Origin of the sequence: Caballeronia sp. GAFFF2 (assembly GCF_023631485.1) — a bacterium.
In the GTDB taxonomy this organism is placed as follows: Bacteria; Pseudomonadota; Gammaproteobacteria; order Burkholderiales; family Burkholderiaceae; genus Caballeronia.
The window spans coordinates 561,518-580,530 of the sequence record NZ_JALQDA010000035.1; the positions used below are offsets into that span (position 1 = coordinate 561,518).

Annotated in this window: 17 protein-coding genes; 11 read left to right on the plus strand and 6 right to left on the minus strand. The window is 63.4% G+C overall.

Annotation, left to right across the window (positions count from 1 at the left end; translation table 11 throughout):
• Positions 1–63 precede the first annotated feature (63 nt).
• Positions 64–1,404, plus strand: coding sequence for an LLM class flavin-dependent oxidoreductase (locus tag NCT04_RS28680; protein ID WP_250469219.1), 1,341 nt, complete (start codon positions 64–66; stop codon positions 1,402–1,404).
• A gap of 70 nt (positions 1,405–1,474) precedes the next feature.
• Here the strand turns inward: NCT04_RS28680 and NCT04_RS28685 are convergent, their stop codons facing one another.
• Complete coding sequence (locus NCT04_RS28685; protein ID WP_250469220.1) at positions 1,475–2,302, minus strand: MetQ/NlpA family lipoprotein; 828 nt, start codon at positions 2,300–2,302, stop codon at positions 1,475–1,477.
• A 227-nt stretch (positions 2,303–2,529) separates the two neighbouring features.
• On the opposite strand from NCT04_RS28685, the gene NCT04_RS28690 reads away from it, so the two are divergent.
• From NCT04_RS28690 to NCT04_RS28715, 6 genes are all read left to right on the plus strand, one after another.
• On the plus strand, positions 2,530–2,790 hold the full coding sequence (locus NCT04_RS28690; protein WP_244830921.1) for a hypothetical protein: 261 nt from the start codon (positions 2,530–2,532) through the stop codon (positions 2,788–2,790).
• A gap of 116 nt (positions 2,791–2,906) precedes the next feature.
• Positions 2,907–4,244 carry an LLM class flavin-dependent oxidoreductase gene (locus NCT04_RS28695; RefSeq protein WP_250469221.1) on the plus strand — a complete coding sequence of 446 codons (1,338 nt, stop codon included), beginning with the start codon at positions 2,907–2,909 and terminating at the stop codon, positions 4,242–4,244.
• Between the two features lie 204 nt (positions 4,245–4,448).
• Positions 4,449–5,417 (plus strand): sulfonate ABC transporter substrate-binding protein, encoded by a 969-nt coding sequence (locus tag NCT04_RS28700; RefSeq protein ID WP_250469222.1) that lies wholly within the window; start codon positions 4,449–4,451, stop codon positions 5,415–5,417.
• Positions 5,418–5,578: 161 nt separating this feature from the next.
• Positions 5,579–6,727 (plus strand): FMNH2-dependent alkanesulfonate monooxygenase, encoded by a 1,149-nt coding sequence (gene ssuD / locus NCT04_RS28705; RefSeq protein WP_250469223.1) that lies wholly within the window; start codon positions 5,579–5,581, stop codon positions 6,725–6,727.
• Positions 6,728–6,735: 8 nt separating this feature from the next.
• Positions 6,736–7,539, plus strand: a complete 804-nt coding sequence (ssuC, locus tag NCT04_RS28710; protein ID WP_250469224.1) for an aliphatic sulfonate ABC transporter permease SsuC — start codon at positions 6,736–6,738, stop codon at positions 7,537–7,539.
• Entirely contained in the window at positions 7,536–8,333 is a 798-nt protein-coding gene (locus NCT04_RS28715; protein ID WP_250469225.1) for an ATP-binding cassette domain-containing protein, read from the plus strand. Before ssuC ends, NCT04_RS28715 begins: the two co-directional genes overlap by 4 nt.
• Before the next feature lie 215 nt (positions 8,334–8,548).
• Here NCT04_RS28715 and NCT04_RS28720 read toward each other — a convergent pair whose 3' ends face one another.
• On the minus strand, positions 8,549–10,156 hold the full coding sequence (locus NCT04_RS28720) for a rhodanese-like domain-containing protein (RefSeq protein WP_250469226.1): 1,608 nt from the start codon (positions 10,154–10,156) through the stop codon (positions 8,549–8,551).
• A 194-nt stretch (positions 10,157–10,350) separates the two neighbouring features.
• On the opposite strand from NCT04_RS28720, the gene NCT04_RS28725 reads away from it, so the two are divergent.
• Positions 10,351–11,796, plus strand: coding sequence for an NAD(P)-binding domain-containing protein (locus NCT04_RS28725; protein ID WP_250469227.1), 1,446 nt, complete (start codon positions 10,351–10,353; stop codon positions 11,794–11,796).
• A 38-nt stretch (positions 11,797–11,834) separates the two neighbouring features.
• On the opposite strand, the gene NCT04_RS28730 is transcribed toward NCT04_RS28725, so the two are convergent.
• From NCT04_RS28730 to NCT04_RS28745, 4 genes are read right to left on the minus strand one after another with little or no spacing between them, the layout of a single operon-like run.
• Positions 11,835–13,466 (minus strand): rhodanese-like domain-containing protein, encoded by a 1,632-nt coding sequence (locus NCT04_RS28730; RefSeq protein WP_250469228.1) that lies wholly within the window; start codon positions 13,464–13,466, stop codon positions 11,835–11,837.
• Between the two features lie 6 nt (positions 13,467–13,472).
• Positions 13,473–14,663, minus strand: a complete 1,191-nt coding sequence (gene metC / locus NCT04_RS28735; protein WP_250469229.1) for a cystathionine beta-lyase — start codon at positions 14,661–14,663, stop codon at positions 13,473–13,475.
• Positions 14,663–15,274, minus strand: a complete 612-nt coding sequence (locus NCT04_RS28740; protein ID WP_404989404.1) for a cysteine dioxygenase family protein — start codon at positions 15,272–15,274, stop codon at positions 14,663–14,665. Before NCT04_RS28740 ends, metC begins: the two co-directional genes overlap by 1 nt.
• Positions 15,268–16,113, minus strand: coding sequence for an amino acid ABC transporter ATP-binding protein (locus NCT04_RS28745; RefSeq protein WP_284509448.1), 846 nt, complete (start codon positions 16,111–16,113; stop codon positions 15,268–15,270). Before NCT04_RS28745 ends, NCT04_RS28740 begins: the two co-directional genes overlap by 7 nt.
• A 299-nt stretch (positions 16,114–16,412) precedes the next feature.
• Here NCT04_RS28745 and NCT04_RS28750 point away from each other — a divergent pair, with 299 nt between their 5' ends.
• The 3 genes from NCT04_RS28750 to NCT04_RS28760 are packed head-to-tail and all read left to right on the plus strand — an operon-like array spanning position 16,413 to position 18,704.
• Positions 16,413–17,207 (plus strand): transporter substrate-binding domain-containing protein, encoded by a 795-nt coding sequence (locus NCT04_RS28750; RefSeq protein WP_250469508.1) that lies wholly within the window; start codon positions 16,413–16,415, stop codon positions 17,205–17,207.
• A complete protein-coding gene (locus NCT04_RS28755) occupies positions 17,177–17,950 on the plus strand; it encodes an ABC transporter permease subunit (protein WP_404989385.1) in 774 nt (257 codons plus the stop codon). Before NCT04_RS28750 ends, NCT04_RS28755 begins: the two co-directional genes overlap by 31 nt.
• Positions 17,937–18,704, plus strand: coding sequence for an amino acid ABC transporter permease (locus NCT04_RS28760; protein WP_250469230.1), 768 nt, complete (start codon positions 17,937–17,939; stop codon positions 18,702–18,704). Before NCT04_RS28755 ends, NCT04_RS28760 begins: the two co-directional genes overlap by 14 nt.
• Positions 18,705–19,013: the final 309 nt, after the last annotated feature.

Genomic DNA, 19,013 nt, shown 5'->3' on the forward strand with positions numbered 1-19,013 from the left:
CGTGGCGCGGCACCCGGTTCGCATCGGACAATCGAAGGTCCGACTTTTCCCGGAGTGTCACCCATGAGCGGCGAAGCCCCGCGCCAGTTGCATCTGAACATCAACGCGCTTCATTCCGGCTTCGTGCCTTCCGCATGGCGTCTGGCCGACGCCGATCCGCGCGCCTTCATCGATATCGATCATTACGTGCGTCTCGCGCAGATCGCGGAGCGTGGCTGTCTCGACGCGATCTTCCTCGCCGATAGCGCCGCGATCACCGACCAACTCGACATGCGCCCGATCACGGCGCTCGAACCCACGCTGCTGCTCGCGAGCGTCGCGGCCGCGACGAAGCATATCGGGCTGATCGCGACGGCATCCACGAGTTACAACGAGCCGTTCAACCTTGCGCGGCGCTTCGCCACGCTCGATCTGATCAGCGGCGGCCGCGCGGGCTGGAACATGGTAACGACGGCCGATCTGCCTTCGGCACGCAACTTTGGGCTGGAAGCCGTCCCGGATCACGCCGAACGCTATGCGCGTGCGGAAGAGTTCGCCACGCTCGTGAAGACGTTGTGGAATAGCTGGGAGGACGATGCGCTCGTTGCCGACAAAGGGACCGGCCAGTTCGTCGATCTCGGCAAGCTGCATCCCGCCGCGCATCGCGGACGCTTCTTCGCGGTGCAAGGCGCGCTCAATCTGCCGCGCTCGAAGCAAGGGCATCCGGTGCTCGTGCAGGCGGGCGCATCCGGCGACGGGCGTGATCTCGCGGCGCGTCATGCGGAAGCGGTGTTCTCGGCGTCGCAATCATTCGACGAATCGAAGGCGTATCGCGAGGATCTGAACGCGCGTGCGGCGCGTTACGGACGCGGGCCGCATGCGGTGAAAGTGCTCGCGGGTCTCACGACGATCATCGGCGCGACGCAGGCCGAAGCCATCCGCCGTCGCGATGAACTCGTCGATCTCATTCCATGGCGCTACAGCCTGAACCGGATTGCCGGCACGCTCGGCATTCCGGCCGATTCGCTCTCGCTCGACGAGCATCTTCCCGAGAATCTCACGCTGCCCAACAACGGCAACGGTAATCACACGTTCTTTCACGCGACCATCGCGCAGGCGCGCGCGCATGGCTATACGGTGCGCGAACTCATCCGCGCGTTGGCGGGCGGCGGCGGGCATCGCGTGATTGTCGGGACGCCCGAACAGGTTGCCGAGGACATCGCGCACTGGTTCGAAAACGGCGCCGCCGATGGCTTCAACCTCATGCCCGACGCGTTGCCGGGCGGGCTCGAAGCCTTCGTCGATGGCGTCGTGCCCATTCTGCAAAAGCGCGGAATCTTCCGGCGCGCTTACGAAGGGACTACCTTGCGCGGGCATCTCGGGCTCGATGTGCCGGCGGGGTATCGAGTGAAAGAGGCGGTTTAGGCGAGTTAAACAGCGCTCAAACGATCGACGCCCGGTCATGCCGGGCGTCGGCGCTTACATCACACTCGCATTACTTCTGCGGCGCGCCGTCCCATGCCGGCAAGGTCGCACCGTGATACACCTTCAGGATCGTCGCGGCGACGTTGGCCTGCTGATAACTCGTCTGCAGCGTCTTGACCCACGGCGCCTGTGCATCTTTCGCGTTCACCGCCAGAAAGTTGCGATACGGATTGCCCGGTACTTTCTCCTGCGCAATGCGTTCCTGCGGAATCTGGATGCCCGCTTTGATGGCCCAGTCGGTGTTCACCACGGCAGCGTCCACGTCGCCGATCGCGCGGCCGACGATACCCGCATCGAGTTCCTTGATCTGCACGTGCTTCGGATTGTCGGCAATGTCACGCGCCGTCGGCAGCAACCCGACGTTGTCGCGCAGCTTGATGACGCCGTTCGCCTGCAGCAGCAAGAGCGCACGGCCTTCATTGCTCGGATCATTCGGCACGGCGATGGTTGCGTTCTGCGGCAGCGCGGCGACCGACTTCACCTTGCGCGAATAGAGGCCGATAGGCTGCACGTAAGTAAAGCCGACCGGCACGATGTCGTAATGGCGCGCCTGAATCTGCGCATCGAGATAAGGCTTGTGCTGGAACGAGTTGGCGTCGAGATCGTGTTGCGCGAGCGCTTCGTTCGGCTGGGTGTAATCCGCGAAAGTGGTGACCTTCACCGTCAGGCCCTGTTTGGCTGCGTTGGCCGCCACCGTGCGCCAGACATCCTCGTCCTCGCCCGACATGATGCCCACGCGCACCGTCTGATTCGCCGCGAACAACGGTGCGGCGCTCATCACGCCGCATGCAAGCAGCAGGGAAAACAGCGCGGTTTTTATCGGCGACTTTATTTTCATGGGGCAAAAGCTGATAAGTTGGGAGAGACGTGATGCTAGAGGCGGCAGCGCCTCGCGACAAATAATATCGAGCGCTATCGATATAGCGCCTTTTCGTTTGCCGTCACGGGCGGTTTGAGCGCTATATAAGGCATGCAGGCGGTGTATTGCTTTGCAGAAAACCTTGTTTGTGAAAGCGTTGCGGGCGGCCTAGATTTGATTCATTCACCATTTGAAGGGGATGAGCCATGCCGCAGTTCCTGTCGCACTATCTCCAAGCCATCTACGCGCCCGCCGGACGCATGCGTGAGCGCTGGCAATTGCGGTCGCTGGAACGTGCGCGCGCCGCATGCGGCTGCAATGCCACGAGCGTAATCGAGCTGCCCGACGACGAAAGCACGCGCGCCGACCGGCTCGAACACATCGCGCTCTATGCGCGCGCGGGCTACTTCAACATGGGCTATACGGTCGATCTATTTCAGTCGCCCGCCGATCTTCCGCCGCACTGAATCCGCATCCGCATCGACGCGCCACGATTCCGGCGCGTCGGTTCATCGTCGATCCAAGCAACGTTTGCATGCCTGAAGTAACGTAAGCGCCGACCTGGACTCGAACCGATTTTCACATGACCCTTTCCCGACAACTCCATCTCGGCGCATTCATGCGGCCGGTGAGCCTGCATACCGGCGCGTGGCGTTTTCCCGGCGCGTATGCGGATGCCAACTTCAATTTCCGCCATCTCAAGCAGTTCGTGCAGAAGCTTGAGAGCGCCTGTTTCGACGCATTCTTCATGGCCGACCACCTCGCCGTGCTCAACATGCCCGTGGACGCGCTCAAACGCAGCCACACCGCGACATCCTTCGAGCCGTTCACGCTGCTTTCCGCGCTGGCTTCGGTGACGGAGAAGATCGGGCTGGTCGCGACGGCATCGACGACATTCGACGAGCCGTATCACATCGCGCGGCGCTTTGCCTCGCTCGATCACTTGAGCGACGGACGCGCCGGATGGAACCTCGTGACCACGTCGAACCCGGATGCCGCATTGAACTTCGGCCGCGAGGATCACATGGAGCACGACGAGCGCTATCGCCGCGCGCGCGAGTTCTATGATGTCGTCACGGGCCTGTGGGACAGCTGGGCCGACGACGCGTTCGTGCGCGACACCGAAAGCGGCCTCTTCTTCGATCCCGCCAAACTTCACGTGCTCGGTCACAAGGGCGAATATCTGTCGGTGCGCGGCCCGTTGAATATCGCGCGGCCGGTGCAAGGCTGGCCGATCGTCGTGCAGGCCGGATCATCGGAAGCGGGCAAGCAGCTTGCGGCCGAAACCGCCGACGCGGTCTTCACCTCGCAACCGAATCTGGCCGCGGGCAAGCGCTTTTTTGCGGATGTAAAGAGCCGGCTCGATGCACTCGGCCGCCCGCGCGAGCACCTAAAGATTCTTCCCGGCGCGTTCGTCGTGGTGGGCGACTCGCGCGAGGAAGCACGCGAGAAGCGCGCATTGCTCGATACCTTCGTGCATTACGAAAGCGGTATCGCTTCGCTTTCCATTGCGCTCGGTCACGATGTCTCCTCGTTCGATCCCGATGGTCCCTTGCCCGAAATTCCCGAGACCAATGCGAGCAAGAGCGCGCGCGAACGCGTGGTCGAAATGGCGCGCACGGAAGGGCTGACCATCCGGCAACTGGCGCAACGCGCGGGCGGCTTTTCGGGCTTGCAGATGATCGGCACGGCAACCGATATCGCCGATGAAATGGAGCAGTGGCTCGCCGAGGAAGGCAGCGACGGCTTCAATGTGATGTTCCCGTATCTGCCCGCGGGTCTCGACGATTTCGTCGACAAGGTGGTGCCGGAATTGCAGCGGCGTGGCATTTTCCGGCGCGTGTATGAAGGCAACACGTTGCGCGAGCACTTCGGTTTGCCAAGACCCGGCAATCGCTTTTTCCCCGCGAATAACGCATAAGCTTATTCGCACACGCATCCACCGCCTTATATGCGCCGTGCGCTTAGCCGCGTCACGGCGTATTCATTTGCAAATGACATTTGCTTGGTTCCGCTTTTGGCGCGCGTCTCGCATAGTAGGGATTGATGGCTATAGACGTCTTTTCTGAAGACGTTCTGGCGCCTGTCTGCCTCTGCTTTACGACCCTATCCCAAGGAACTCCGCATGTCCGATCGTTCTCTCTCGCTGTCGCGCCGGCGTGCGCTCGCGCAACTGGCCGCCGTCAGCGCAGGCGCCTTCGCGTCGAGCCGCCTCTTTGCCGCCGATGCAGGCAAGACCTTGCGCATCGGCTATCAGAAGTACGGCAACTTCGTGGTGTTGAAGGCACGCGGCACGCTCGACAAGCGGCTTGCGGCGCAAGGCGTCACCGTGCAATGGCTCGAATTTCCCGCTGGTCCGCAATTGCTCGAAGGGCTCAACGCGGGCGCGGTGGATATCGGCACCGTCGGGGAAACGCCGCCGATCTTCGCGCAAGCCGCGGGTGTCGATTTCGTCTATGTCGGCAACGAGCCATCCGCGCCGCGCGCCGAAGCCATTGTCGTGCCGAAGGATTCGCCCATTCGAACGGTGGCCGAGCTGCGCGGCAAGAAAGTCGTGCTGAACAAAGGCTCCAACGTTCACTATCTGCTCGTGGAAGCGCTCAAGAAGGCGGGTTTGGCCTACACGGATATCCAGCCCATCTATCTTGCCCCCGCCGATGCGCGCGCCGCCTTCGTGCAAGGCAGCGTCGATGCATGGGCAATCTGGGACCCGTATCTCGCCGCCGCCGAGAAGCAGGCGAACGCACGTCAAATCACCGATGGCACGAACCTCGTGCGCAACATCCAGTACTACCTCGCCACGCGCAAGTTCGCGACCGCGCAACCGCAACTCGTGCGTGCCGTGCTCGAAGAACTGGATCTGGTCGATCGCTGGGCGCGCGACAACATCCCTGCCGTCGCCACGCAACTCGCGCCCCTCGTCGGTCTCGATGCGGGCATTCTCGAAGTCGCGCTGAAACGGACGGCTTACGGCGTGCAGAGCGTCGCGCCTGCAACGCTCGAATATCAGCAGCAGATCGCCGACGTTTTCAGCAACCTCAAGCTCATTCCGAAGAAGCTCGACGTCACCGAAGCGCGCTGGGACGTCGCGTAATTCTCAGTAGATTCGGGTTAGCAGTTTCGCGCACATTCTTAGCGTGAATCGATGGTTAGGCAAGCGTCGCCGCGTCGCTAGACTGACCCGAGCGTCGGGCTGTTTCGCAAAGCCGCATGCCCGTCTTCACGACACAACGAATTCGAAAGGCAGACCTCCCGATGAATGTTTTCTGGTTCATTCCAACTCATGGCGACAGTCGTTATCTCGGCACGTCGCAAGGCGCGCGTGCCGCTAATTACGACTACTTCCGCCAGATCGCGGTCGCCGCCGACACGCTCGGCTACGAAGGCGTGCTCTTGCCGACGGGCCGTTCTTGCGAGGACGCCTGGGTCGTGGCTTCGAGCCTGATTCCCGCCACCAAGCGCCTCAAGTTTCTCGTCGCGATCCGGCCGGGCTTGAGTACGCCGGGGCTCTCGGCGCGCATGGCATCGACGTTCGACCGGCTTTCCAACGGGCGCTTGCTCATCAACGTGGTGACGGGCGGCGACCCGACCGAACTCGCGGGCGATGGCGTCTTCGAAAGCCACGACACGCGCTATGAAATCACCGACGAGTTCCTGAGCATCTGGCGCGGTCTGCTCGAAAAGTCTCACGACAACGGCAGTATCGATTTCGACGGCAAGCATCTGCGTTCGCAAGGCGGCAAGGTGCTGTATCCGCCGGTGCAGAAGGCGCATCCGCCGCTATGGTTCGGCGGGTCGTCGCCGGCTGCGCACGAGATTGCGGCCAAGCATATCGACACTTATCTCACGTGGGGCGAGCCGCCCGCCGAAGTCGAGAAAAAGCTCGCGGACATCCGCAAGCGCGCTGCCGCCGAAGGCCGCAGCATCAAGTTCGGCATTCGCCTTCATGTGATCGTGCGGGAAACCGAAAAGGAAGCCTGGGCCGACGCGGACCGCCTCATCAGCAAGCTCGACGATGAAACCATTCAGCGCGCGCAAGCGTCGTTCGCGAAAATGGATTCAGAAGGACAGCGCCGCATGGCCGCGTTGCATGGCGGCAATCGCGATAAGCTCGAGGTGTATCCGCATTTGTGGGCGGGCGTCGGCCTCGTGCGCGGCGGCGCGGGCACGGCGCTCGTCGGCAATCCGGAACAGGTCGCCGGTCTCATGAAGCAGTACGCGGAACTCGGTATCGATACCTTCATTCTCTCGGGCTATCCGCATCTGGAAGAGTCGTATCGGTTCGCCGAACTCGTGTTCCCGCTCTTGCCGCGCCAGCAAAAAGAAGCGGTGAACGGGCCGCTCTCGGGGCCGTTCGGCGAAGTGATCGGCACGTCCGAACTGCCGAAGGTCGCGCAAAGCTGAGTATCGTCATGGCAAATCAATCTGCTCGAACGGCTTTGGGCGGCATCGGTGCAAAGGCGCTGCCCTGGATCGTGCCGCTGCTGATTCTCGTCGCATGGGAAGCGGCGGCGCGCACGGGCGGTCTCTCTTCGCGCGTGCTGCCCGAACCGCTCGCCGTGGTGAAGGCGGCGTGGGCGCTCATCTTGTCCGGCGACATGTGGGCCAACGTGAAGGTCAGTGCGTGGCGTGCACTCGCGGGCTTTGCGATGGGCGGCGCCACCGGCTTCGTGCTCGGCCTGGCCACGGGTCTTTTCAAGCCTGCGGAAGTCGCGCTCGATTCGACTGTGCAGATGATCCGCAACATCCCTGCACTCGCGATGATTCCGTTGCTGATCCTGTGGTTCGGCATTGGCGAGGAAGCGAAACTCGTGCTGGTTGCGCTCGGCGTGTTCTTTCCCATCTACGTGAACACGTATCACGGCATTCGTTCGGTGGATCGCGATCTCATCGAGATGGCGCGCAGCTACGGGCTGTCGGGCATGGCGTTGTATCGGCATGTGATCTTGCCGGGCGCGTTGCCTTCCATACTCGTCGGCGTGCGCTTCGCATTCGGGCTGATGTGGGTAATGCTGATCGTCGCCGAGACCATTTCGGCGCAATCGGGCATTGGCTATATGACGATGAACGCCCGCGAGTTTTTGCAGACCGATGTGGTGCTCGTCGGCATTCTGCTCTACGCGCTGCTCGGCAAGCTCGCCGACATGGCGGCAAGGGCCATCGAGCGCGTCACGCTACGCTGGCATCCGGCTTACCAGACCAAGGCGCGCACATGAGCACGGTGAATCCCACTCTCGAACGAGCCGTTATCGCGCGTCATGCGCCTCGTCCAGGCTCGGTCGTGCGTGCGGCGGAGGGCGATCTCGCGGTATCGCTGCAAGGCGTGGAGAAGCGTTTCGACGAGCGCACGGTGTTGTCGAAGCTCGATTTTTCGATCGAGCGCGGCAGTTTCGTGTCGATCGTCGGACGCAGCGGCTGCGGCAAGTCCACGCTGCTGCGGCTGATCGCCGGCCTCGAAGCGACCACGGCTGGCGTGCTGCAACGCCGGGCCGCTACGCCGGATGCCGAGTTGCAGGTTCGCATCATGTTTCAGGACGCGCGTCTTTTGCCGTGGAAGAGCGTGCTCGACAACGTGATGCTCGGTCTGCCGCGTTCGGCGCGTGACGAAGCCCGCGCGACGCTTGCCGAAGTGGGCCTTTCCGAGCGCGAACGCGACTGGCCTTCGCAGTTGTCGGGCGGTCAGCGGCAACGCGTGGCGCTGGCGCGGGCGCTGGTGCATCGGCCGGATTTGCTGCTGCTCGATGAACCGCTCGGTGCGCTCGATGCGTTGACGCGCATCGAAATGCACGGGTTGATCGAACGGCTGTGGCGGGAGCATCGATTCACCGCACTGCTTGTCACGCACGACGTGCAGGAAGCGGTGTCGCTTGGCGACCGCGTGGTGCTGATCGAGGAAGGGCGTATCACGCTGGATACGAAAGTGGCGCTGCCGCGTCCGCGCTCGCGTGCGGCGGAAGGGTTTGCGGAGTTGGAGGAGGAGGTTTTGTCGCGGGTTCTGCGGCGGTCGTGAGGGCTGGGGTTGTACGCTGTTCGGTACTCACGCATGAAAACGTACGAGACGATGTCATGCCAACCTCGGCTCGGGTTCATCGAGCGAACACGAGCATGCCCCCGATTCAAAACCCAACGCAGCCTGGAACCCCGACCATTGATTTAAAGGCCGCTCGCGGCCATTGCGCAAAGGCGCGTCGTCATGAGAACCGACCACGTGCCTTTCTCCCGACATCACACCACGAAGAACCCATGCGTGCCATCGCGCTCCAGTTGCGCAACGAGGCCGTATTCCCAGTCGAGATAAGCCTGCATGGCTTCGCGCGCATTGCCCACGCCTTCATACGGACGGCGATACCGGTCGATGCGTGGCGACGCAAGCCGTGCTTCCCCGCCTTCGGTCTGCAAACCGGCGCGCACCCACGCGGCGTTGCCGCCTTCGAGCACATGCACGGGTTTGTTCGTGAGCGCCGCGATTTCAGCTGCGGCGTAGGGCGCAAGCGCGCTCGTGCCGCATGTGACGACGTAGCGCTTCGCATCGGGAAGGTCGCGCAGATCGTCGTGAGCGGGCGTGATGCGTGAACGCAGAATCCAGTGCGCGCCGACGATATGCGCCTTCACGTAGTTTGCGCTCGGTGCAACGTCGAGCAACACGACGCCGTTCGCGGGATCGTCGAGTAAAGCCGACAATTCCTTTGGCGCGATGGTCGGCACGGGAGCGGGCGCGGGCCGTTCGGGACGCCACGGGCCGCTCTCGGTCAACGCATCGGGGCCGGCTTCATCGACGACATACGCTTCGACGTTCATCTGCGCGAGCCATGAGGCGGTCATGTTGGCGCGCACGCCGTCATCGTCGAAGAGCACGACGCGCGCGCCGCGCACCGGCGCGAACATCTCCGTTTCCTGCACGAGCTGACCGCCCGGCGCGCTCTGAAAACCGGGCGCGTGCGCGGCTTCGTATTCGGTTGGCGTGCGTACATCGAAACGATACGTCGTGCGCGACGTATCGCGCGCCCAGCGCGCGGCTTCATCGAGCGAGGAACGTCGAACGCCTGCACGTTGCGCAAGGGCAAACGCGGCCTGCCGTGACGCTTGCAGATCGCGAGGCGCGCGTCCCGTGTCATCCTCGAAACGGCGCTTGCTGCCGTGTTCCAGCGTCTGCCCCGCGAGCGTCCAGCCGATGGTCCCATTGCGCAGCGCCGCCACCTTGTTCGGCAGCCCTGCATTCACGAGCGATTGCGCGCCTATGATGCTGCGCGTGCGCCCCGCGCAATTCACGACGATACGCGTAGCCGGATCGGGCGCGAGCGCGCGTGCGCGCAGCACGAGTTCCGCGCCGGGCACGCTCACGCTGCCCGGAATGTTCATGGTCTGATATTCGTCGAAGCGGCGTGCGTCGAGCACGACGAGATCGTCGCCGTTCTTCTGTAGCGCGTCGAGCGTTTCAGCGGAAAGCGAAGGCGTGTGACGCTTCGCTTCGACGAACTCGCCGAAGGCCTTGCTCGGCACGTTGACATCGCGAAAGACTTCGCCGCCCGCGCGAATCCAGCCATCGAGACCACCTGCGAGCAGCGCGATGTTCGTGTAGCCGAGCGCGTCGAGCTTGTCGGCGGCGCGCACGGCGAGACCTTCGCCGGCATCGAAGAGAATGATCGGCACATCGCGGCGCGGCAAACGCGCATGCACGTCGAGTTCGAGACGCGTCAACGAAAAATTGGCTGCGAAAAGCGGATGGCTCTGCGCATGCGGATCTTCTTCACGCACGTCGAGCAGCGCGATCTCCTGGCGGGCAAGCAAGCGCTCGCGCACGTCCTCGAAGGTGCGAACGGGATAGGTCTTCATGTCGTGCGGTCTTCCTTCGGTTTTCCAGGCGTTCGAGGCTATCACCGCGCGGGGCGCAAGCGAAATAGCGGATTGGCATAAGGATATGGGCGCGGTTCGCGGCGTGCTCATTAGAAAAGCACGATTCCTTCGTTTGCACCGCCAATCCGAGGCTCGATACTCGGTATCCCGACAATTCCAGGACGCCCCGCTCCATGACCCAAGCCTTCGATCAGCAAGCACGCGAAACGCTGCGCCTCATCGGTCCCGATCCGGACGACTGGGTCGCGAGCCGCGAGGGCATCGACCATAACGTCGTGATCGTCGGCGGCGGGCAGACGGGCGCGGCATTCGCGTTCGGGCTGCGGCGCGCGGGCATCGGGCGGGTGAGCGTGATCGATGCCGCGCCCGACGATACGCGCGCGGGCGTCTGGCAAACCTATGCGCGGATGAATCGCCTGCGCACGCCGAAAAATCTCGCCGGACCCGAGGCCGGTTTGCCGGGTTTGAGCTTTCAGGCGTGGCACGAGGCGCGGCATGGCGAAGCGTCGTATGCGGATATCGAGCGCATCGGACGCGAGCAATGGGCCGAATACCTCGCGTGGTACCGGCACTTTCTCGCCATTCCCATTCGATACGGCACGACCCTGACGCTGATCGAACCGTTGGGCACGCATTTCCGGCTGCATCTTTCAGTGCGGACCGACGAAGGCACTCAGACGCGCGTGGAAACCGCGCGCAAGGTAATTTTAGGCAATGGCGTCGCGGGCAACGGCCGGCCGAATATCGTGCCGCCGCTCGCCGGTCTGCCCGCCACGCACGTTGCTCACACCACCGACGCGATCGATTTCAACGCGTTGCGCGGCAAATCGGTGGCGGTGATCGGCTCGGCGGCTTCGGCCTTCGATGCCGCCGCGACCGCGCTCGAATCCGGCGCGGCCACCGTGCATCTGTTCGTGCGGCGTGCGTCGCTGCCTTCGGTGCCCGTGAGCCGCGCGAAGGCATACCCCGGCGCCTACGACAACTTCCCCGCTCTGCCCGATGCCACGCGCTGGAAGCTCGCCCTGCGCTTCAGACGCGCCGGTTCGACCGCGCCCGCCGATGCGATCGATCGCGTCGCGCGCTTCGACAATTTTCATTTGCATCTCGGCGCGCCCTGGCAGCATGCCGAAGCCGCGGGCAAGCAAGTGAAGGCGCAAGTCGGCGACGAAACGTTCTCGTTCGATTTCGTCATCGCCGGCACGGGTTACGCGGTGGACCTGCATGCACGGCCCGAGCTTGCGCGGATAGCCGATCACGTTCTGCTCTGGCGCGATCGATACGACGCTGCCGCCGACGAACGCGACGACGCCCTCGGCGCGCATCCGTATCTTGGAGATGCACTGGAATATCTCGAGAAAACGCCGGGCAGCGCGCCGTTTCTGAAGAACATTCATGTGTTCAATCCGGCGGCGTTCGTGAGCCGTGGCGTGCCCGTCGGCGACGTGCCGAGCATGAAGCGCGACATACCGGCCGTGATACGGCGCATTAGCGAAGATCTGTTTCTCGAAGACCTCGATGTGCACGAAGCGCGCATGCATGGCGACGTTCCCGCCGATTTCGACGCCTCGCGCTACGCGCATCGGCTCCATGAGAAAACGGATGCACAGCCGGCGAGCTGACGCGCTCGACCCGCTTCGTCATGTAAGGCGAAGCGGCGTCAGACGAGTTCCGCCGCCCGGCCGACCTTGAACGCGGCGAGCTCGTCCGGCTCGCATTGCGCAATCAGCCCCGTCTCCCATGCGAGATACGCGCGCGCGGAATCGAGGTTGCCATGATGACGGTCATGCACGAAGAAGAGATAGTCGATGCGCGTCTCTTGCGGCAACTTCACGGCATCGCGATCCACGGGCAAGCCACGTTGCTCCCACGCATCGAGCCCAAACGCGGCGAGTTCGATATCGGCGAAACCTGCTTCGCGCAGATCGGCTGCGACGAGACGCGCCGATGCTTCCGACGCTACATCAGCAAACAAAACCAGCGGCGTGTCGAGACGCGCATGCAAGGCGGTCAACGTATCGAAGACGCCCGGGCGAACGGTCCAGCGCGCGCCAACCGGCCGGCCTTTCTCATGCGCCGCGCTCGACCGCAGGTCGAGCACGATTGCGTTCGTGGATGGCGCTTCTTCGAGGAGATCGGTTCGATCCAGCGCAGCGGCAGCGGGCGCATGCGTATTCCACTTCGACACGATGGCCACGTCGACGGTCGCCGCTTCGTAGCCCAATTGCACGAGCCAGTGAGCGATGACCGGCGCGCGGATGCCGTCGTAGTCGATCAACAAGAGACGCGCATGACGCACCGCCACGCTCTGATCCGTCGCCTGCACGAGCTGACCGCCCGGCGCATGGGCGGCGAAGGGCAGACCATCGCGCGCGTATTCCTCGGGCGTGCGGACATCGAGCAGATAGGTCGTGCGTGCGGTATCGCGACGCCACTGGTTCGCGTTCGCCTCATCGAGCGCAATCACGCCGAAGCGTCGCGCAAGCGCTTGCGCACGCTCGCGTGCCTTGGCCTCGTCGTGCGCGCTTGCCGCGCTCGTGATGATGTCCGCATAACTGCGCGTGCTGCCGTGTTCCAGCGCAAGACCGGCGAGCGCCCATCCTTGCGTACCGTTTTCCAGCGCGAAGACATCGCGACGGATGCCGAGATTGCGCAAGGTCTGCGCGCCGATGATGCTGCGCGTGCGCCCCGCGCAATGCACGACGATGGTCGTATCGGGCGAGCCCGCGAAGGCGTCGATATGCGCCGCCAGTTCGCCGTTCGGCACGCACACCGCGCCCGGAATCGCCATCTTGCGATGTTCGTCGCGCGTGCGGGAGTCGATGAGCGAGATCGGACAGCCGCCGCGTTCGGCGCGCCAGCGTTGCAGTTGCGCGGCGCTGACATGCGGCGTGCCGTATTCGTGTTCGACGAGTTCGCCGAAGGTCTTCGACGGCACGTTCACGCCGCGAAAGAGCGTATAGCCTGCTTGCCGCCATGCGGCCGTGCCGCCTTGCAGGATCGCGATATCGCCGTAGCCGAGCCCTTGCAGACGGGCTGCCGCGCGACGCGCCACGGCGTCTTCGTTGGCGCCATCGTCGCATAGCGCGATGCGCACATCGGCACGCGGCAGGAGGCGCGGCGCATCGAGTTCGAGCCGGCTGAAGGGAAACGGTACGGCGAAGAATGGATGGCCTTCGCCGAACTGGCCCGGTTCGCGCACATCGAGCAACGCGAGTTCGCCGCCGTCGTTGAGCCACTGGCGTAGCGTTTCGGCGTCGATGAAGCGCACGGCGTCAAATGATGAAGGCATGGGAGATCAGGTACAGGTGAGCCGGAAGGCACGGCGAAGATCGTCGATCAGATCGGCAGGGTCTTCGAGACCCGCGTGCAGCCGCACGACCGGCGCATCTTCAGTGAAATAGCCATGCACGCGAAGCCGCGATGCAGGGGCGATGAGCGCAAGGCTTTCGAAGCCGCCCCACGACGCGCCTTGAGAAAAAAGACGCAGGGCATCGACGAAGGCGCGGGCTGCATCGGGCGTCTTGCCGCGTGCGAATGCGAACGACACGAGACCGTTCGCGCCTTGAAAATCACGACGCCAAAGCGCGTGTGACGGATCGTCCGGCAACGCGGGATGATAGACACGCGCGACCGCGCTCTCCGTCTGCAAATATTCGGCGATGGCCAGCGCATGCCGCGCATGTTGCGCAAGCCGCACGCCGAGCGTGCGCGCGCCACGCAGCGCCAGATAGGCATCGTCCGCGCCGACAGCCAGGCCGAGAGCATCGTGGGTATCCCGCAGACGCAGTGCAAGCGCGCGGTCGTTCGTTGCAACCGCACCCTGCATGATGTCCGAGTGTCCGCCTATGTACTTCGTCGTCGCCTGAATGGAGATATGCGCGCCGTGTTCGAGCGGTCGATGCAGAACGCCGGCGCTATACGTGTTGTCCGCGGCGAGCAAGAGGCCGTGCTCGCGGGCGAACGCACCGAACGCGGGAAGATCGACGACCTCATACAGAAACGAACTCGGCGACTCGACATAGACGAGCCGCGTCGTCGCGCGCAACGCATGGCGCGGCGGCCCGTCTTGCGCGGCAAAGTAAGTGGCTGCGATGCCGAACCGCGCAAGCAGAGGCTCGATGCGCTCGCGCACCGGGCCATACACACTGTCCTGAATTAAGACGTGATCGCCCGGCGACAACAACGCCAGGAACACCAGTGTAATCGCGGATGCACCCGATGGCGCGAGCAACGCGTGCGCCGCGCCTTCGAGTTCGCCGATCACCGCTTCGAGCGCTCGATGCGTCGCCGTGCCATGACGGCCGTAAGTCGCGACATCCTCGCCATCGTGGCGTTGTTTGTGCAACCGCTCGTAGTCGGCGCTGCTGGCAAAGCGCACGGTGCTCGTGCGTACCACAGGCATGTTCACCGGCGCCGCGCCATTCTCGAAGCCAGCGAGACCCGCGTGCATGAGCCGCGTGGCGAGCGCGGTACGCTCGTCCGTCATCAGCCGACCGCCTGGGTCTGATGGTGCAGATGCGTCTGGTTGTATCGAACGATCTTGCCGTTTTCGAAACCGAGACGTCCCGTGAGCGTTTCGAGCGGCCTGCCGTAGAGATGGAAGTGCAGCGTCGGCTGCTCGCCGGTCACGTGGATGCTGTGGATATCGTCGGGCAGGAAAGCGATGGGCGTGCCCGGTTCGACCAGCACTTCGCGGTCCACCTCGACGCTCGCGCGGTCCTCGTCGTTGCGGTCGTCCGTGCGGCGATACACGCGGTTCAACTCGCTGCCTTCCACCGCGACGATCACGGCCCACGTGTCGTGGTTATGCGGGATCGTCGCCTTGCCGGGCAACAGCGAGTTCAAATAGAGCGCGATGCCATCGCTGCCCGGATTGAGACGGTAGCGCGTCGACGTATCGCCACTGGCCGGATCGGGCGGAGGAAAGGCTTCGCGCGTGAAAAGCTCGGGCTGGTCTGCAAGTGTCTGCAATGCGGCCGCGATGTTGGCGAGCGCGTTACGCGTGAGCCCATCGCGTTCGAGAATGGCATGCGTTTGAGCGACGAGCGTATCGACGCGCTGCGTGATGTGAGGGGCGATGGAGGGTGTCGTCACGATTGATTCGATGCTAGCGTGAGGGATGAGCGCGAACGCGTGCGCCGCACGCGTGTGCCCGCGCTGTCGAGAAAGCGCTGCGTGCGTTCGTCGCGCGGCGCATGAAAAAGTTGTGCGGGTGTGCCTTCCTCGACGATCACGCCGCCTTCGGTGAAGACCACGCGGTCGCTGATGTCCTCGGCAAAGCGCATCTCGTGCGTGACGAGCACACACGTAAGGCCTTCGTCCACGAGTTCGCCGATTACGTTCAGCACTTCGCCGACCGTTTGCGGATCGAGCGCGGAGGTCACTTCGTCGAAGAGAATGAGTTCGGGCCGCATGGCAAGCGCGCGTGCAATGGCCACGCGTTGCTGCTGTCCGCCCGAGAGTTCGCCGGGATACGCGTGGGCTTTATCGGCGAGACGCACCTTGGCAAGCAATGCGCGCGCCGTGTGTTCGGCTTCCGCGCGGCTCGTGCCGAGTACGCGGACGGGCGCGATGGTGAGGTTCTCGAGCGCGGTGAGATGCGGAAAGAGGTTGTATTGCTGAAACACGAAGCCAATGCGCTTGCGCAATTCGATCTTCTGCTCGTCGCGCGTCAAGGCCGCGACATCCACACCGTTTACGCGCACTTCGCCACGCTCGGGCGTGATGAGGCCGTTGATGCAACGCAGTATCGTCGACTTGCCCGAGCCCGAAGGCCCGATGATCGATACGGCCTGATTGCGCTTCACGCTCAGATCGATACCGCGCAGCACGGGCGTGGTCCCATACGACAGATGGACGTCGCGCATTGTGACGAGGCCCGCTGGCGGTTCCATATCGAGTCTGGCGACGGCGCGCCCGTAGACGAGAGACATCATGCGTGGCTAGGAAGGGGAATCATTCGGCGCTCCGGCGCTACCTCTTGGGTGAGAGGCCCATTGTAGGAATGGCGCGATGCTTTCCGAACGAAGCAATCTTCACAACCTTATATGCGGCGTAACGGCGCTTTTCTCGGCGCGTGCTTTCCTTAGCAGATCAGATTCGTTTGCAGCGCGCGGCGCTGTGCCTACGCTAGCGTGTCCCGCAATTCGAACATGCAAGCCGAGGCTCCGATGTCTTCTGCCGTATCGCTTCAATCTTCTCTTCTTTCACGCTCAAGCGCGCGACCCTCGCCGCGCTGACTCTCGCAGGCGTCAGCGCAGGAACGGCGCACGCGGATGCCACGCTCGATCGCATCGACTCGCGTCATGAGATCGTCGTGGGCGTGATGATCACAGGCGGTCCATTCGGTTCCATCGATCCAGCCACGCAAAAGCTGCGCGGCTTCAATGTCGATCTGGCGCAGGACATTGCGAAGCGTCTGAACGTGAACGCGCAACTCGTTTCAGTGCAGCCTTCCACGCGCGTGCAGTTCTTGCAGCAGGGCAAGGTGGACATACTCGTCGCCAATATGGAATTCACCGAGCAGCGCGGCGAGATTCTCGATCATGTCGCGACGCCTTACTATCAAGTGGGCGGCACGGCGATCACGGCGAATACGAGCGGCATCATGCGGTGGGAAGATCTGCGCGGCAAACCGGTTTGCATCTCGCAGGGCAGCAGCTACATCAAACCCGTGGTCGAAAAGTATGGCGCGATTCCGCGCGCGTTTCCCGGCGCGGCCGAGTCCTTGCTCGCACTGAAGGGCGGCAACTGCGTGGCCGCGGTTCACGATGCCGCGCCGCTGCTCTATCCGCTGCAACAGCGCGATCCCGAGTGGCGCGCGTATCGAACCTTGCAGCCCGAACTCGCGCCCGCGCCTTCGGTGATCTGGGTGCGGCAGGGCGAAAAGGACACGGCCGCACGTATCGATAGCTTCGTGCGCGACTGGCATCGCACAGGCTGGCTGATCGATGTCGAAGCGAAGAACGGTCTCACCCCGCCATCGCCCGCGCTCGCGCAATGGCACACGACGCAGGTGTCGTCGAAATGACATCGTTCGCGCACGAGTTGATTGCACGCGCGCAGCACGCGGGACTCGACTACCGCTTTCTGCTCGATAGCTACGATCGCGCGTCGTTCGTGAGCGGCATCGGCTTATCGATCGGCATCGTTGCGGCGACGCTGCTCGGCAGCGCAATCGTCGGCGTGGTCTTGCTCGTGGCGTTGCGTTCGAGCAGCGCGTTGCTCGAAGGCATTGCGCGCGGTGTGATCGAACTCACGCGCAATACGCCGACCATCGTGCAACTGTACTGCGCGTTTCTCGTGCTCAATACGCTCATCACGCAGCATCTGCAGGCGCATGGCGCGGACAATCCGCTCAAACCGTTTCTGTGGGTCGTGATCGTGCTTTCGATCAACAAGGGCGCGTTTCATGCCGAAGCGCTGCGCGCCGGTTTCGATGCCTTGCCGCGCGAAACGCTCGAAGGCGCGGACTCGCTCGGCTTCTCGCGCAAGACGCGCTTCTTGCGCGTGGAGTTGCCGCTGGCGTTACGCGCGGCGCTGCCCGCGCTCGTCAACAATGCGGTGGAACTGGTCAAGGCATCGGCGATTGCATCGGCTATCGCGGTCGGAGACATCACGTATCAATCGATCATGATCTGGACGCAGCGCGACAACGTACTCGCGTTGATGCTGCTGATACTCGCGTTCTTCTACGCGCTCACGGCGCTCGTCAACGTGTCGGGCCGCTGGATAGAGCGGCGGCTTGCGGTGCCCGGTTATGGTCAGCGATAGACCCGGCGCCTATGCGGGCGCGACCATCGCCGTGGCCGCGCTCGTGCTATGGCTCATGGCGCCGCGCGATATTCCCGGCGCGCAACTGCTTGCCGATTTCGTTCGATGGCTGCCCGCGTTGCTGCATGGCTTCGCAATCAATGTCGCGGTGAGCATCGGCGCGTTGACATTCGGCACGGTGCTGGGTGTGTTCGTCGGTTCGCTCTCGCTGGCTCGCGGTATCGTCGGCCGGGCGGCGCGGCTTTGGGTGCAGGCGTTTCGCAATGCGCCGTGGCTCGTGCTGATTTTTTTCACGACCTATGTGTTTCCGTTCGAGTTCGATCTCGGCGGACATATCGTGCCGTTTCCCGACTGGCTCAAGGTGGTTGCGGCGCTCGCGCTGCCGGCGAGCGCGAATATCGCCGAGGTATTTCGCGGCGCGGTGCAGTCCATTCCCTCCACGCAATGGGATGCCGCCGGTTCGCTCGCCATGTCACGCCGGCAGATTCTCTTGCTGATCGTGCTGCCGCAATGCATGCGCCGCATGCTGCCGCCGTGGATGAACGTCTACGCGATCATCACGATGGGCACGGCGCTGTCATCGCTCGTCGGCATTCACGACGTGCTCGATACCGCGCAGATCGCCAGCACGACGGTCGCGCATTCGAGCTTCACCGTGCTCATGTACATGAGCGCGCTCGCGTTGTTCTTCGTTTATTGCTATCCGGTGACGCTTGCGACCCGCGCGGTCGAGCGGCGCTTGCGTTCGCGCTAGGCTTATCTTCGTCAGGCGCGGCGTTGCCCGCGCTCCGCGCTCGCGGAGACATCTCCTTACCCGTTCCGTTAATCGAATTGCGCGAGCCAAAGGCAGTCGTTATACTGCCTCGGCGGTATAGTGGCCTGACCACTGCAATTGGCCTGACCGCGACAGACAAAGGTAATGGCAACTCCTGGCAAGCATCGCACCGGCATTCGCGCCCGTGCGCTTACGAAAGGCGTGTGATCATGATGTCGTTTCAAACCCTCGGCCTCGCCCCGCGCAACGCCCGCAATGTTCTCGAACAGTCGTGCCATTCTTTATCCC

Coding starts and splice junctions, on each gene's coding strand:
- NCT04_RS28680 (WP_250469219.1), top strand. CDS start 64: ATGAGCGGCGAAGCCCCGCGCCAGTTGCATCTGAACATCAACGCGCTT.
- NCT04_RS28685 (WP_250469220.1), bottom strand. CDS start 2,302: ATGAAAATAAAGTCGCCGATAAAAACCGCGCTGTTTTCCCTGCTGCTT.
- NCT04_RS28690 (WP_244830921.1), top strand. CDS start 2,530: ATGCCGCAGTTCCTGTCGCACTATCTCCAAGCCATCTACGCGCCCGCC.
- NCT04_RS28695 (WP_250469221.1), top strand. CDS start 2,907: ATGACCCTTTCCCGACAACTCCATCTCGGCGCATTCATGCGGCCGGTG.
- NCT04_RS28700 (WP_250469222.1), top strand. CDS start 4,449: ATGTCCGATCGTTCTCTCTCGCTGTCGCGCCGGCGTGCGCTCGCGCAA.
- ssuD (WP_250469223.1), top strand. CDS start 5,579: ATGAATGTTTTCTGGTTCATTCCAACTCATGGCGACAGTCGTTATCTC.
- ssuC (WP_250469224.1), top strand. CDS start 6,736: ATGGCAAATCAATCTGCTCGAACGGCTTTGGGCGGCATCGGTGCAAAG.
- NCT04_RS28715 (WP_250469225.1), top strand. CDS start 7,536: ATGAGCACGGTGAATCCCACTCTCGAACGAGCCGTTATCGCGCGTCAT.
- NCT04_RS28720 (WP_250469226.1), bottom strand. CDS start 10,156: ATGAAGACCTATCCCGTTCGCACCTTCGAGGACGTGCGCGAGCGCTTG.
- NCT04_RS28725 (WP_250469227.1), top strand. CDS start 10,351: ATGACCCAAGCCTTCGATCAGCAAGCACGCGAAACGCTGCGCCTCATC.
- NCT04_RS28730 (WP_250469228.1), bottom strand. CDS start 13,466: ATGCCTTCATCATTTGACGCCGTGCGCTTCATCGACGCCGAAACGCTA.
- metC (WP_250469229.1), bottom strand. CDS start 14,663: ATGACGGACGAGCGTACCGCGCTCGCCACGCGGCTCATGCACGCGGGT.
- NCT04_RS28745 (WP_284509448.1), bottom strand. CDS start 16,113: ATGATGTCTCTCGTCTACGGGCGCGCCGTCGCCAGACTCGATATGGAA.
- NCT04_RS28755 (WP_404989385.1), top strand. CDS start 17,177: ATGGCACACGACGCAGGTGTCGTCGAAATGACATCGTTCGCGCACGAG.
- NCT04_RS28760 (WP_250469230.1), top strand. CDS start 17,937: ATGGTCAGCGATAGACCCGGCGCCTATGCGGGCGCGACCATCGCCGTG.